Source organism: Paenibacillus sp. FSL R5-0378, assembly GCF_038009285.1.
Taxonomy (GTDB): Bacteria; Bacillota; Bacilli; order Paenibacillales; family Paenibacillaceae; genus Paenibacillus_AQ; species Paenibacillus_AQ favisporus.
The window spans coordinates 4,332,515-4,347,495 of record NZ_JBBPAY010000001.1 but is presented as its reverse complement, the minus strand read 5'-3'; the positions used below and the strand labels follow the sequence as shown (position 1 = coordinate 4,347,495).

The 14,981-nt window shown below is 55.3% G+C and carries 8 protein-coding genes; 1 reads left to right on the top strand and 7 read right to left on the bottom strand.

The features are described 5' to 3' along the window. Positions 1–11: 11 nt before the first annotated feature. Positions 12–257, bottom strand: coding sequence for an NUDIX domain-containing protein (locus MKY74_RS35730; protein WP_084203685.1), 246 nt, complete (start codon positions 255–257; stop codon positions 12–14). A 458-nt stretch (positions 258–715) separates the two neighbouring features. Between MKY74_RS35730 and MKY74_RS20175 the strand changes: the two genes are divergently transcribed. Further along, positions 716–2,020 (top strand): catalase, encoded by a 1,305-nt coding sequence (locus MKY74_RS20175; protein ID WP_144025383.1) that lies wholly within the window; start codon positions 716–718, stop codon positions 2,018–2,020. Positions 2,021–2,256: 236 nt separating this feature from the next. Here MKY74_RS20175 and MKY74_RS20170 read toward each other — a convergent pair whose 3' ends face one another. From MKY74_RS20170 to MKY74_RS20145, 6 genes are all read right to left on the bottom strand, one after another. Beyond that, on the bottom strand, positions 2,257–3,393 hold the full coding sequence (locus tag MKY74_RS20170; protein WP_076165715.1) for a glycoside hydrolase family 88 protein: 1,137 nt from the start codon (positions 3,391–3,393) through the stop codon (positions 2,257–2,259). A 108-nt stretch (positions 3,394–3,501) separates the two neighbouring features. Next, positions 3,502–7,701 (bottom strand): glycoside hydrolase family 2 protein, encoded by a 4,200-nt coding sequence (locus MKY74_RS20165; protein WP_076165718.1) that lies wholly within the window; start codon positions 7,699–7,701, stop codon positions 3,502–3,504. Further along, positions 7,694–8,374 carry a hypothetical protein gene (locus tag MKY74_RS20160; RefSeq protein ID WP_076165721.1) on the bottom strand — a complete coding sequence of 227 codons (681 nt, stop codon included), beginning with the start codon at positions 8,372–8,374 and terminating at the stop codon, positions 7,694–7,696. Before MKY74_RS20160 ends, MKY74_RS20165 begins: the two co-directional genes overlap by 8 nt. Positions 8,375–8,621: 247 nt before the next feature. Then, on the bottom strand, positions 8,622–12,398 hold the full coding sequence (locus tag MKY74_RS20155) for an Ig-like domain-containing protein (RefSeq protein ID WP_076165725.1): 3,777 nt from the start codon (positions 12,396–12,398) through the stop codon (positions 8,622–8,624). Positions 12,399–12,534: 136 nt separating this feature from the next. Further along, on the bottom strand, positions 12,535–14,043 hold the full coding sequence (locus MKY74_RS20150; protein ID WP_076165728.1) for an ABC transporter substrate-binding protein: 1,509 nt from the start codon (positions 14,041–14,043) through the stop codon (positions 12,535–12,537). 39 nt (positions 14,044–14,082) lie between these two features. Beyond that, entirely contained in the window at positions 14,083–14,967 is an 885-nt protein-coding gene (locus MKY74_RS20145) for a carbohydrate ABC transporter permease (protein WP_076165731.1), read from the bottom strand. Between the last annotated feature and the right edge of the window lie 14 nt (positions 14,968–14,981).

Below are 14,981 nucleotides of genomic sequence, written 5' to 3'. Positions count from 1 at the left end.
CTCCCTCCGATCTATCTGACGGCTCTATTTTTAATGTGTTTGACCCCTGTCGTATGATCAAATATGGAATGATCTCTTGGCAAATTTACAAGAAAAAACATCCCCAGCTCGTGAACCTTACGATCCGGAAAGTCTATAAAATTTTCGATTATCCAGAGAAGCTTACGGTCATAGATTGGCGCCCCATATTCTTCCATCATTTCACGTTCTATCGTTTCCTCTGCGGTTTCACCGAATTCCACTCTGCCGCCGGGTATAAACCACTATTGATTATGATCTGCTCTTTGCATCAGTATCTTATCTCTATGGAGGATAATGCAAGCAGCCCTAAACTGAAATGTATTTGTATCGGTCTCATAAGATATCATCATGTTATTTCATTCCCCACCCTCGATAATAATTTTCTTTTGAGAGGCTTATTTATGACATTCCAGCTAACCTATAAGCGACTATATTTCGATACACCGCACCGTGAAACCTGCAGTGACATATGGATGTCCACTCATATTTTCATTGGTAGTCCGCATAAACCATATAGGAGAGAAGTCATGAATATGGAGGTTAAGGAATGAACGATTCCCATCACAACGGTGCTGCCCCTCAGGCTGGCAATACAGCGAACCGTGAACCCAATTCAGCGGTTCCAAATCAGGGGAACGACAGGCCGCATAGCGTTAACCAGTCCTTACCATGGGCAGAGGATCTGCCGGCCGCGATGCACTCGCAGACGGTTGGCGAACGCGGGCCTGTCCTGGAACAGGATAACATTTTGCATGAAACGCTGGAAACCTTTGTACATAGCAAAATCATTGAGCGTCCCGTCCACGTAAAAGGCTTTGGCGCATTCGGTTATTTTGAGACAGTGCATTCCATGACCGACTATACGATGCTCAGCTTTTTGCAGACGCCCGGTCAGCAGGTTCCCGTCACGGTTCGCTTTTCCCTCGCGGTCAGCAATAAAGGCACACCGGATACTTCGCGCAATGTACGCGGGTTTTCCACCAAGTTTTACACGGAACAGGGGGTATTTGATTTGTTATGCAATCATATCCCCGTCTTTTTGGTTCGAGATGCCGTCCGGTTTCCGGAATCAATCAAGGCCTTTCTCCCCTCGCCGAAAAACAATCTGATCGATCCCGAACGCTTCTGGAGCTTTGTAGCGAGGGCGCCGGAAGCTACCCATTTCCTCGTTTGGCTCTACTCGGACGTGGGCACGGTGAAGAGTCTCCGCCATATCAAGGGTCACAGCGTGAGCACTTACGTGTGGAAAAATGCACGGGGTACGCGTTTTTATGTAAAGTACCACTGGATGCCATTAGCCGGCGAGCAGTATATCGATCGGCAGGAAGCAGCCCGGCTGGCGGGTGAGAACCCGGATATTGCCGGCCAGGATCTGTACGATACCATTGCCGCAGGCAAGACCGTGGAGTACGGGCTGTATGTGCAGCTGATGAATCCCGATGATGCGGCGCATCTTCCGTTCGACCCGTTGGATGATACCAAGGTATGGGACCAGCAGCAGTACCCTCTTCGTCCGGTCGGCCGCCTCGTATTGAACCGCAATATGGACAATTATATGGGACAGGTCGAAAAGATTGCCTTTTCCCCGTCCAATCTGCTGGAGGGCGCCGAATTGTCGGATGATAAAATGCTGCAGGGCCGCGCCAACATTTACTGGGATTCCCAGCGCAGGCGGTTAGGCCCTAGCTTTCGCAGCATACCGATCAATCACCAGGAGAATTGGTCTCCGGCTTCCCTGGTGACCAGCGGAAATGGCAGATACGTGGAGGGCAAGCTCGAACGGACCGACATCTCCAAACCGGATAATTTCACCCAAGCCGGGGAGTTTTACCGCGCCATTTCACCAGTACAGCAGGAGCACTTGGTGGATAACTTAGCAGCTGATTTAAAAGGAATATCCCATGAAACGCAGCGGATCGTATTAAGTTACTTGTACGAAGCATCTCCGGAGCTGGGTGAAAGGGTTGCGCGGCACATCGGTATGAAAGGAAAAGGCTGAGACTGAACAAGGAATCATTTCGAGGATCGTTTCGGGTATGCCATACGGAGTTTGGTAGACGGGAGGGGGGATACGTTCTTTAACGTGTCCCTTCTTTTTGTGCTCAGCAGTCTATATGAGCGAACTTTTGTCGTTCAGCGGAAACAGGAACAGCATGAACAATGGCAAAAGGCGGCACAATGGCCGCCACCTTTGTTCATACTCCATTATCGTTTACATTGATTTCGACCCAGCGTTTAGAGCGACCTTTCGTACCAATACCCGGGCGAGCGGCCATCCAGACGCATCAGTGCTTCAAGGAAAAAATAATCGCCCCAAATGACGAAATCATCCGGCGAAATTCCCCCTCTGACAAAGTAGGAGCCATGCCGCAGGAATCCCTCTTCCTCCGTGCTGCCGGCCGTGAAATAACCGTTCGCCATGGAAATGACGGACTGCTCCGCGAACTCCTGAAAAGATGCGCGCTCAGGATCCGATTCGTCCAGATGCTGCGCCAGCTCCAGCATGCCGCATGCTGCAATAGCCGAAGCAGAGCTGTCCCTCGGCTCACCCTGCTGCTGCGGGGCGTCAAAATCCCAATAAGCCACAAGATCCTCCGGTACGTGATCCATGAAATACCGGGCCAGCTGCTTGGCTGTATCCAAAAAATACGGCTCCCTCAAATAACGATAGGCAAGCACGAAACCGTAAATGCCCCAAGCCTGCCCGCGGGACCAAGTGGAACCGTCCCTGAAGCCCTGATGCGTACCCCCGCGGATCGAATCACCCGATAACGGATCGAAGTAGAAAGTATGGTAGGATGATCCGTCCCCCCGTACGAGAAATCTCCGGCTCTTGTCCGCATGAATGCGGGCGATCGCGGCATAGTGAGGGTCCCCGGTCTGCTCGGACGCCCAATACAGAAGCGGAAGATTCATCAGGCAGTCGATGATGATACGCCCGCCGTTTTCCGGGTCCCCTTCCGGACCCCACGCCTGAATGATTTGCGCGGACGGTCTCCATCGTTTTAAGAGCAGGTCGGCTGCCTGTAAGGCGGTTTGCCGGGCATCTTCATTCTGCTCGACAATCCAGCCTGCCATGGCGGACAGAGAATACAGGAAGCCGATATCGTGGTGCTGCAAGTGACTCTCCTGCTGCAGCCTCTCCTGAAAAGAACGGACACTTTGGACTGCTGCATCGTGGATATCCGGATCTTTACTGTATTCGTAACTCAACCATAAAATGCCGGCCCAGAAGCCTTCCGTCCAATCGGTATGATTCACCAGCTGATATTTGCCATCTCCGTGGCTGACATGCGGAAATTGGCCTTGAAAGCGGGCGATGTTGGCTTTCGTGGTTAACAGCGTTTGCTCGATCGTTGCGCTCCAGTTCATAACAACCTCCTGAAAAATGATGAAGTAGGGTCTCTGTTTGGAACTATGGGATGAAGCCCCCTATAAAGTTGCAGTTAAACCTAATCGGCAGCACGCATGTGTACCTGCCTATTTCGGCTCGACTTCGTCCAGCGTCAGGCGGAAAGCCAGATCCTTCATGTACGTACCGTCCCGATTCAGGAAGGTCATGCCGAAAAGAAGGTCTCCCGTTGTCCCGCGAACGATGGCGATGAGCCGGTTCAGCCCGCCCTTCAGGATGATTTCCTGCTCAGGCTTCGAGACCTTTTCCCCGTTTATATAAATCTCGAACCACGCCTCGGTGTTGATCCGCAGCTTCCCCTGCCGCATCTCGTTTTCCTTCCCGGGCACCTGGATGAAACAGCTGAGGAACCATGGCGTGTCTCCAGCGTCCGCTATGCGAAGCATGCCGTCATCCGGGCGCCGTTCCTTCTTCTGCATCCATCCGTACAAGCCTTCGCCCAAATTGTTCAACGAAAATTCGGGGTCCGTGTGATAAGCTTTCATCGCTTCGTAATCGACATGCGGCGGACAAGGCAGGGCCATCACGGCTTCCACAGCCCACTGTGCATCTCCCTTCTCGCTCGTAAGCAAGCCGTCATCGAAGGCCGCACCAAGATTGGCGAGCAGGCGCGAATACAGGCGCAGCGCCTTGTCGCTGCCGGGATCGGGCAGCAGCTGAGAGCAAACCACGCTTCCCCCGCCAATCTGGGCTTCGATCACGAATGCCCCTGCGGGTACGGCCTTAGCGCGATTAAGTTCCACCAGCGCCAAACGGCTGTACTCCGCCGTGTAGCCGTTCACGAAGTAGTCCTTCCAGGCGGTGCCTTCCACGCTGCGGCATAGCACCTCCGTGCCGGGTGCTTCGATTTTGTGGCTGGCCAGCACCCGGTTGACCACGTCGCGCGGCGACAAGAATACCTTGTCGTAGCCGAACAGGTCAACCGGGCTGATGCCGCGCATGGCGGCGCCGTCATCCGCCGCCAAGTGATACGCCTCGTGCGGCGCCACCCGCACGGGGCGGTCCAGCAGGCGCGCCAGCGCCGCCTGCTGCGGACCCTCCGCCGGCAGGACGAGCACGCGTCCGCCGGCTTCGGCGTGGCGCCGGACGGCCTCGGCCGCGCCCGGCGCCTCAAGCAGGCAGGCTTCGGCCACCAGCAGGCCGAAGTCCTGCCCGGGCGGCATGGCGGCATGCCGGCCATGCCCGCCTGCGTCCGGCGCCGGGGCGATGCCCTGCGCCGGCATCCCTGGCGCGGCGGCTGCGCCCGCCAGCGCGAGAAGCGGCGCTGCTTCGCCAAGCGCCGTGTAGTTCAGCCGCAGCTTGTCGAGGAAAGCTGCGGCCGCTCCGCCGGCGCGCACCAGCGCGGCCGTGCGGGCGGTTTCGCCTGCGCCCGCGTCATCGGCGCGCCCGGCGTAGGCGATCAGGTTCCGCAGCAGCAGGCAGGCCTGCGGAACGCGCGTGACGTTCGCCATCAGATCGAGCTGGCTCGCGATAAACATACCTGTGCCGCTGCGGTATTCCAGCAGCGGTGACCACAAGTCTCCACCGTCTCCAAAATCGCCTGCACCGCATTCGAGCAGCAGCGTAAAGTCGCCGATGACCGGCTTTTCAAAGGCCGCCTGGATGATTGGCAGCGGTCCTTCTTCCCGCAGCTCCTCATGCCAGAACATTAAATCCTCGTCGCCGATTCCCTTCAGAACCGGATGGCTGTAGCTGCCAGCATGGGCACGGATGAAAGGCCTCCGTGACAGCGTCAGCTTGCCGAGCGACAGCTGGTTTTGCTCCAGCAGAATGAGACGGCCGCCGCGTTCCACGAATGCCTTCAGCTGCGCTTCCAGCCCGCCGTCCGCATCCTCAGCGTAGGTGCCGATGATGAGTAAGCTGTCCGCCGGCAGTCCGGCTAAGCTTTCCCGCTCTATTGCTGCGCATTCTGGAATCAACCTGCAGATCATGTCATATTCGCCGGCCGGCCCCCAAAAGAATGCTTCCCGGCCAACTTCCACCGCTTCGCTGCGCAGCCTGCCGGAAACCAATCTGTATTCGATACGCAGCTCATGCACAAGCTGCCCGTCATGCATCAGCTGCGCGGTCAGCTCAGCCCGTTCTTCTGCATCCACAGATTCCGGGGTCCATTGCAGCGAGATGATTTGGTGCTCAGCCGGAGCTTGGCGGAAGTCAAAGCTTTGCTCGTGAACCAGCCTCCCTCCCTGCCTGATCTTGCATTCCACCCGGACGTCCTGCGCGGCAAGCGTATCGTTGTACACGTCGAAGCTGCGGTGAACCGGCGCATCATCGTAAAAACAGCGGTTGTATTCGGCCGCGATGATGGTGGCCGGCTTGAATGCTCTGGCCATGATGGCAAAGGCCGGATTTGGAGAATAAGCCGGATACTCTTCAGGCAGCAGACCGTTGTTCAAGGTCAGTGAATAAGCGGGGATCCGCTTTGGCTTGACGCCGGGCTGGCAAAGTTCGCCGGGACCTGTTGCCGGTAAAATCACGTCGCGGTCAGGCATAGCCCGCATGAAATAATGCGCAAAGTTAAAGGTCGAAATGCCGGATACGCCTTGGCGCCGGGCGTATTCCACAAACAGCCGCTCCTTCTCGGCAAGTCCGGCCGTGCTCTCATCTGTCCCGCAGTAGGCTCGCAGTCCGACATACATACTGCTGTTCTGCGGGCAGATGTACCACCACCCGCCATGCTCGCCGAACGTCAGTGGAACGTCACGGTCCCACTGGCCGATCGTGCCGTCGATATTGTAATGGCGGCTCTCCACCTCCGTATCTTCTTTCGACAGAAGACGGTTGTCTCCTTCAGCAAGAATCGGCCGCGTCGGATCCAGCTCGCGGATGGCGGCCATCAGGCCGGGAATATGTGTTTTGAAACCGTCGCGCCCGTCGACCCAGCGCATCTCATTCTGTACGCTCCACAAGATGACGGACGGGTGGTTTTTGTCCCGCTGCACGAGGCGGCGGACATGGTTCCGGCAATTTTCCAGGTAAGCCGGGTGGTCTGCCTGCATCGATTTGCCCGAGCCGTATATTGCAGTTTCATCCACGATGAGCATGCCTTCTTCATCGGCGATGCGTACGTAGTCCTCAGGGTACGGCTCGGCATGCAGCCGGATGCTGTTCACGCCGATGGAGCGGCACATCCGGTACCAGTTCCGGATGTAGGCTTCCGTCTGCTGCACCCCGCCTTGAAAATGCCAGGAGTCTCCGCGCAGATTGACCGGAATGCCGTTCAGGAAAAACTGGGGCCCTTCGCACCAGAACTCCCGGAATCCGAACGTAATATGACAGCGGTCGATGACCCGCTCATCCGCCAGCAGCTCAAGCTCTGCCCGATAGAGGAACGGGGAATCTGGACTCCACTGATGGGCGTCCGGCCAATCCAGTATGATGGAGGCGCGGTATGCGGCCCCGTCCCGCTCGTTTTCGCACAGCCTAGGCAGCTGAACGGCACTCTCAACAGGAACGGCCATTGCACTCGCTGCAAGAACCGGGTTTGGAGCCGGATGAGTCGAGGATGCTTGAGCGTGCTCCAAAGGCTGCGGATCCCCGCTCAGCACACCAAGCTCCCGTACGACAAGCCTGATTTGCACCGCATTCTGCTCCATCTCTCGCGAATTGTGAACTATCTTGGTGGAAGCTCCTCCGGCAATCGCATGCACTTCCAGTTTCCCATCCCTGACAGACGTGCGGATGGTGACGTCTTCCAGAGATAATTCCGGATAGCTCTCCAAGTAAACATCCTGCCAAATGCCGCGGCATACGGTGCCGAACCAGGAACCGGTAAGGCCGGTCACTTTTTGCGATCCGGACGGAAGGGTCACGCGGTCAAAGCTCCCGCAAACGACGTGCAGGTGGTGTTCATGATCCGCCTGCACCCGGGACGTAATATCCAGCCTGAGCGGCAGGTAGCCGTCTTCCCATACGGCGATTTCCTCCTGGTCCAAATAGATAACAGCCTTCTGCATGATACCGTCCAGGCGCAGCACAATCCGCTGGCCGGCCATGTGGTCCGGAAGCCGGAAGCTCCGGTGCAGCACGCCCGCCTCGGCGGTGTCCCATTCCTTCGGATAATCGTACAGGTCCATCGGAACATATCCGTATTCGGGAATGTTCCCGAACGACCGGCCGGTGCCCTGCTTGTAGGTCCTTCTCCAGCTGGATGGGACCTGAACTTTGTGCTGATCGTATACGATGTTCTCCGGCAGCTGACGGGATTGGGGCTGATCGTACAATGGCATGAAATCCCAATCTCCGTTCAGACATAGCGAGTTACGCATGTTGTGCACCCCTTCTTTCGGCCGGGCAGCGCACTTCTAGCACAAGCATCAGCTTGCGCCAAATGTCCTGCCCGTCCGAAGCCCCCTCCCACTTGATAAAATGAGGCTCCATCACCTCGGCCCAGTTTTCAGGCTTCAGCGACGTTTTCAATCGGCCCTCATAGAGCACGGGCGTGATCGTCTCCGGCAGCTCTGAATAGAAAAACAACACGTTCTCGTGCATGCCGATCATGCCGTACTTATCGCCGTCCCCCGGCTTTTCCTCCTGGTATTGGTAGTGATAATATACATAGCTTGCCGTTTGCTCCGGCTTTAGCAGAGCAATTCTTCCGTATGGTGTGCGTTCCTTATGGACTCGGGCCCACTGCGAATTCGACACAGGGTGCTGGTAATGAAAAATATCCGTCATCGGTACCCAACATCTTCCCGGCGCGCCTCCCGGCCATTCAGCCAGCCGCTCTCCGGTTTCAGCCAGCAAGCTTTCCGGGAGAACCGGCGTGTCCAGACATTCATAATATAGAAACAGCTGTTCTTGATCGGCAAATAGGCTTAGATTGGCGACCTGAAGCCGCTCCATCGCATCGGCAAGCGAATGCTCTCTTTCCTGGGCCCGAAAAAAAGAGCGCGGACTGCCTTCTCCGTTCCAGACGGCTCGAAATAAACATCGAATCATGTTGTCCCTCCTTGAGGTGGTTTTTGGTTTTACCGTGCTAAAAATCTTTAGGTATCCGAGAATCGCGCTTATCCATGAATTTCGCGCTGCGCACAGTTAGCACGATTTTGCCATGGAAGGTATACCGTATTGTCCTTGAATAGAATTGAATTGAACCTCTTGAGTGCTGCACCGGACCTGGAATTGTAAAAGCGCCCCCTCCATGCAGGGAGAGAGCGCCGAAGAAACCCTTAAACACCAGTAAGCTTTAAGGCACTACCGAGAAACGAATGTCGTCGAATAGCATGTAATCGAATCCGCTCACATAGAAACCGACTTTGCCGGAAGCTTTATGTCCCGGATCAGTGCCGGACAGCCTCAGTTCCCCGTTCACATAGAGCTGGATGTCGCCGTCTTTGACGACCGCCTTGACGTCATATTCCGTATCCGGCTGCAGGTCTTGCGTAGGCAGCGCTTCTTCCTTGATCTTCTGCCAGGCGGTGTCGTACAGTATCCATGCCGATGTGCCGTCGGCCCTTGTTTTGTAGCCGATTCGCGTTGATGCAGTGGCGTCCTGGCGGTCAAAAATGTACAGCACTCCGTCATTTGGCATAACCGCAGGCGTCTTCAGCTTGAATTCAAGCTGGTAGGACGAGAAGGTTCGGTCGAGCAGGCCGGTGGCGCCGTTTAAGATTTTATAGCGGCGGTTCCCGTCCGGATCGGCTGCAATGCTGCGATTGGGATCGACAGGCCAGCCGTTTCCTCCGGTTTCAAAATCGGTCTCATGCATGACGTTCGAGACGGTGACCGCGATATCCGCCTTGATCAGCGGGTTTACCTTGGATACGGCCGTGATGACCGTTTCGCCCTCGTACACGGCGCTGACGACGCCTGTGTCGTTCACTTCTGCCACCGCAGGATTCGCGGATTGCCAGGTCACATCCGTATCCGGCGTATCCGCGGGATCAAATGTCAGTTGGAGCTGCTTGCTCTCTCCGGCAGCCAGCCGAACCTGATTTTCCGCCGGGATAATTCCGGCCAGATCTGTAGTCAGCGCCTTGAACTGGATGTCATCGAACATCATGTCGCTGACATTGTTAACGTAGAACCCGACTTGACCCTCCGCGTTATGGCCCGGATCGGTGCCTTTCAGCCGGAACCCACCGTTCACGTACACGCTGATGTCGCCGCCCTTGACGAGCATTTTGACGGCATATTCCGTGTCCGGCTTTAAATCATGATCAGGCATCTTGACTTCCTTCAGCACGGACCACGCCGAGTTGTACATCAGCCATGACGATGTTCCGTCCGCCCGGGTTTTATATCCGATACGGCTAGAACCGCTGCCCGCCTGGCGGTCGAAAATATACAGCGTTGCGTTTTCGCCGATGGTCGCCGGCGTCTTCAGCTTGAAGGTCAGCTCATAATCGGAGAACTTTTTGCTGCTCAGCGCGGACGCGCCGTTAAGTAACTTGTACCAGCGGTTTTCATCCACTTTAACGATGCTCCGGTTGGCGTCCACCGGCCATCCATTTGCGCCGGATTCGAAATCGGTGTAGTCCATAATGCCGTCGCCGGCTTCCACGGTTACTTTCACTGATGCTGTCAGCTGCGGATTTTCCACAGATGCTACAGTGATCTCGGTTTGGCCGACAGACTGTCCGGTAATAACGCCGGCTTTATCGACCGTTGCGATTCCCGGATCGGCGGATGTGAAAGACAGAGCCGGATGATCTGCGTTCCACGGCAGGACCGCGGTTTGCAGTTTGACCGTTTTCCAGCGGTCAACCGTCACATCGTCGTTGTACACGGCAACCCCCTGGACAGGATGGCTGTCCTGACCTGTGCTGGTGCCGGCTCTGCCGTTAATGCCGATTTCACCAAACGGGATGTTGGGAAAGCCGGGTATGGCGCTGAATACAGCCGCATCCGGCCGCAGGGACAAATCTCCGTTCGCCAGATCCACAAAGCCCGGATCCTCCGTCGTAACGAAGTTATTGGCATACTGAACCAGCCCGAATTTGTCATACGCTCCGTTGGCATTGGTCGTCGTGCTGCGTGGAATGGTCGGGTTGTAGATGACATTGCCCTGGAACGTGTTCGTATCGGGATAATAACGGTTTTCTGTAAAGAAGTTGGCCAGCTCTGGATACTTGGTCAAATAAGGCGTGCCTACAAAGTCGTTGTTGGCGGCGAAGAGCGCCTGCCATTTTGGCATGTAGTTTTTCGGGATTTGATTGTCCGGCTGATCCCCGAGGTAGATGTCCGCGTAATCATACGGAACTTTACTGTCTACGAAAATATTGTTGCGGGACAAAATATGTGCGCCGCCGTTGTTCTTGATCGCCGAGTTGCCCATTTTGTAGAAAATGTTTTCGTCGATCTGAAGCCCCATAGTGAAGTTGTCGGGATAGACGCCCTCCACGCCGGCCTTGCTTTCTCCAATATTGTGAAAATAGTTTCTGCGGATGACGGTCCCCCGCTGCTGCGGAGTTTCGCCCGCGTTCATGTAAATAGCCCCGAGGTCCGAGAAGGTTTTGCACACATCGTATATGTTGTTGTACTCCACGACATGGTCGTTGCCGAAGATCAGCACGCCAGGATGAGGCGCGTCATGCAGCTCGTTATGTGCCATGCGGTTGCCGACCCCGGAGAGAAGAACGCCCGGATTGTAAGCTTTATGGTAATAAGCAAAATCATGAATGTGCGAATTTTCAACGACATTGTTTCCCGGCTGCAGGGTCGTTTTGTCGCCGCCCGTCAGCGTGACCGCGGTCCCGCCGATATGGTGGATATGCGTGCTGACGATGGCATGATCCGTTCCCGGCACGCCCTGAAAATCATTGTAGTAGAACCGGCTTTGCGTATTGACCAGCACGCCGCTGTTCGTGAAGTTGCGGATTTCGCTGTTCAGAATACGCACGTGGCTGCCGCCCATAATAACCGCTGCCGAGTCGCGTCCATCTTCCATGACCAGCTCGGAAAAGTCGATGTACGAAGCGTTCAGCGCATTGATCATCGGCGTTTTCAGCATCGTAACCTCGATCGTCGGATTCGCCGCTGTAAATTCGGCGTTCGGCAAAAAGTACAGCTTTCCCGCCTGGCGGTCGATGTAATACTCGCCCGGCATATCGATTTCTTCCAGCAGGTTTTGCGCAAAATGAAAATCCGGATACCAGTTTTTGAGCAGGCCGCTCATCTCTCCGTAGCTGAGGGTGATGGTTTTGGCGGCTGTGTCAATGGAGGCGATTTTGTTGTAGGACCATTCCCAGCTGTAGCCGAATATACCGTCCAGCCAAATATCGTCCGCCTGGGTCCAGTACTGAGGCCGGTCATACGAATAGGAAAAGGTTCCTCCGCGCGTATGTACCTCCCCGTTCGGATCTTTCCGCGTCGGACCTGGATCGATGATTTCATCCATCTGTACCGTCCCTTGGTTCGGCCATCTCGCTAAGGTCATTCCCTGCCCGTTGACGTACAGCTCCATCGGTGGGACTTTGCTCAGGTCGTTGGCAAGATAGTAGCCGTGGCGGCTTTGCTCGCCGTAATCGGTAATGCCCTGGCCTGCCAAGTCGGCCACCAGCACGTTTTGTCTCGCCTCGGGACTGATGATCCGGTTAAGAATCGCTTGATCGGTGACCGGTGTGAAGGCGGATTTTTCAATGCGTTTCGATCCGGACAAAGTCACCTTCTCTCCCGGATAAGCCGTATACTTAATCGGCTTCCCGGCTTCGCCGGAGTCCTGCTCGTTCAAATCAAAGCTGCCTGATCGTTCGTACCGCCCCTCACGCAGATACACCGTCACGCCGCCGGCGGGCAGGCCATCTTTCGCTTTCAGCTTCCGGATGGCATCCCTTGCCTTCTCCAGCGTTTTAAACGGATGGTTCTTGGATCCATTATTCGTGTCGCTGCCATTTGTGGCTACATACAGCGATTTTCCCGTTGGTTTGGCGGCAGCTTCTTCCGCTGCAGCTGGCGGCGGAGACGGGGTAAACGTGATCAGCACGATGGCTGCGAGAACCGCGAGCAACCGTTTTTTTGCCATGGCTTCTCTTTCCTTTCAGCATGGATTAGGGCCGGCCCCGGTCCCGTTGTATGCTTCTATTGAAGCCGCCCATGACAGCAGGTTTCTCCCCGTTATCCGTACGCCGCTTGCGCTTCTCTGCCTTTAAATGAACTTCTTACTTTTTCAACCCCTTGTCTTTCAGGAATTGTTCAAACTGTTTCTTCACCTCCTCCACATACTTATCCTCGCCCGCTTCCTTCAGCTTGCCGTAGAGCACCGGCCAGGTTTCGTCAAAATCAAGCGTCCCGGTCACAAGTCCGCGTTTGTATTCGCCCCATACCGCGTTCAGGTTGGCGATCTCCGTGCTGACCGGCTCCGAATTGAATTTGAACGCCCCGACCGGATTGATTTCGGCTGTTTCGTTGATCTTCTTCGTTTCCTCCCAGACGTTCTCCGGCTGGCCTTCCTTCAGATAAGAATTGAATACGCTGCCGAACACCCAGTCCATATTCGGTTTATATCGGGAATCCGGGAGTGCGCTAATGTATTCGCCGGACTGCTTCTCGTAATGAACGCCTTCCAGGCCGTTGCAGAGCAGATTGTACAGCTCCTTGTCGGTGTTCACGAGATTCAGCAGCATCATGGCCCGGTCCGGATTCGGCGAAGTGCGGCTGATCGATTGGTTGGTGGTCGCCGAATAACCGTTGGAGAACCAGTTGCTGAGCGGGATGATGACCACGTCGTGTCCGCCGTTTCTCGCCTTGACTTCAGCTTCGACGCCCGGTTTCAGGACGATATGGTAATCCACCGCGATCTTGCCTTTGAAGTCGCCCGATTTCACGGTCGCCGCATCCTTGTAAATGTAACCTTCCTTGTACCATTTGCTGGCCAGGCGGAAATTGTTCAGCTCTTCTTCCGGATAACGTTGAAGCGTATAGGTCGGGTCATCCGTCTTGATGTAGAAGTGGTCATCGAGCCCCGGCACAATCCAATATTTGTCGTCATGCACCTGCGGATTGATAAAATCAGTGCCGAAGATACCGAACGGGATCATGTCCGGTTCGTTGTCCTTGATCTGCTTCAGGAACGGTTCAATGTCCTCGATCTTTTTAATCTTCGTGGTGTCCAGTTTATACTTGTCGGCAAGCTCCTTCAGCACGATAAATCCGTAGCGGGAACCGTTGATCTGCTGGTTGGGGATGCCATAAATCTTGCCGTCGACGGACAGGCCGTCCCACATCACCTGCGGCACATCGGATTTCAGCTCCGGCGCGTATTGATTCAGCAGATCGTCAAGCGGCTGTATGGCTCCTTTGCGTACCAGCTCCTCCGGCTTCAGCATGTAGCCGGTCCAGAGAATGTCGAACTTCTCGCCTGCTGCCAGCACGGTGTTCATTTTCTGCACGTAGTCGCCGATAGAAACCGGCATCAGCTTGACGGTAGCGTTGATCTTTTCTTTGACGATTTTGTTGATTTCGTCCTGCACTTTCTGCTGATCGGGCTGGAGCTGGGACAGCGGATAATACCAGGTCAGCTCGACGGGTTTCAATCCGCTTTCGTTCTTCACATCCGTTGATCCGGCCGATTCTCCGCCGCCGTCCGCGCTATTTCCTCCGCCGCATCCGGCAAAGACGGTCGCGGCCAGCAGGATAAACGCCAGCACGCCAAACCACTTTTTCTTCATCTGTGTGACCTCCTGTTTTTATAATCGCTTGCGTGTATGTTAACCCTTGAGGGAGCCAACCGTAAGCCCTTTCACGAAAAACCGCTGGAAGAACGGGAAGATGATCAGCATCGGTCCGCCGGCCAGCACGGCGATCGCCATCCGGGCGGAATTGTTCGGGAAGCTCGCCAGGTCGATACCCAGCTGCGTCGCAAACTCGGTATTCGTCGTGAGAAATTCAATGCTGTTCAGCGTCCGGACCAGCAGCAGCTGCAGCGGTACCTTACCCGGATCGTCGATGTACAGCATCGCGTTAAACCAGTCGTTCCAATAGGAGAACGAGATCAGCAGGCCCAGCGTTGCCAATGCCGGCGTGGACAAAGGGAGAATGATGCGGAAGAAAATCCGGAATTCCCTCGCCCCATCCATTTTCGCCGATTCGATGATCTCAAGCGGTATCTTAGACATGAAACCTTTCATGACCATGATGTTGAACGGCGACAGCAGCACAGGCAAAATGAGTGCGAGCAGGCTGTCTTTGAGATGCAGGTACTGGGTCATTAGAATATAGGAAGGAACGAGTCCTCCGCTGAACAGCATCGTGAAAAATACGTAAAAGGTCGTCATCCGGTTGTAACGGTAATCCGGCCGGGAAATGACGTAAGCGGTCATCGCGGTCAGCAGCAGGCCGACGAGCGATCCAATCACCGTGACGGTGATCGTAACCCCGTATGACTGGATCATCACGTCCGGGGCATCCAGCAGATAGCGGTACGCCTCCAGGCTGAACGATTTGGGGATGAATTGATAGCCGTCCCGGGACAATGCCTTCTCATCCGTAAGCGATACGGCGATGACGAGCAGAAACGGCAGCACGACTAAGACGGACAGGATGATAAACAGCAGGTTGATTAATACTTTCGACAGCTCCAATGTTTTTGTCACCTTTACGTCACCTC

What these genes read in the sequence shown, in the direction of transcription:
- MKY74_RS20165 (WP_076165718.1), bottom strand. Translation starts at nt 7,701, where the DNA reads ATGCGTAACTCGCTATGTCTGAACGGAGATTGGGATTTCATGCCATTG.
- MKY74_RS20160 (WP_076165721.1), bottom strand. Translation starts at nt 8,374, where the DNA reads ATGATTCGATGTTTATTTCGAGCCGTCTGGAACGGAGAAGGCAGTCCG.
- MKY74_RS20170 (WP_076165715.1), bottom strand. Translation starts at nt 3,393, where the DNA reads ATGAACTGGAGCGCAACGATCGAGCAAACGCTGTTAACCACGAAAGCC.
- MKY74_RS20155 (WP_076165725.1), bottom strand. Translation starts at nt 12,398, where the DNA reads ATGGCAAAAAAACGGTTGCTCGCGGTTCTCGCAGCCATCGTGCTGATC.
- MKY74_RS20175 (WP_144025383.1), top strand. Translation starts at nt 716, where the DNA reads ATGCACTCGCAGACGGTTGGCGAACGCGGGCCTGTCCTGGAACAGGAT.
- MKY74_RS20150 (WP_076165728.1), bottom strand. Translation starts at nt 14,043, where the DNA reads ATGAAGAAAAAGTGGTTTGGCGTGCTGGCGTTTATCCTGCTGGCCGCG.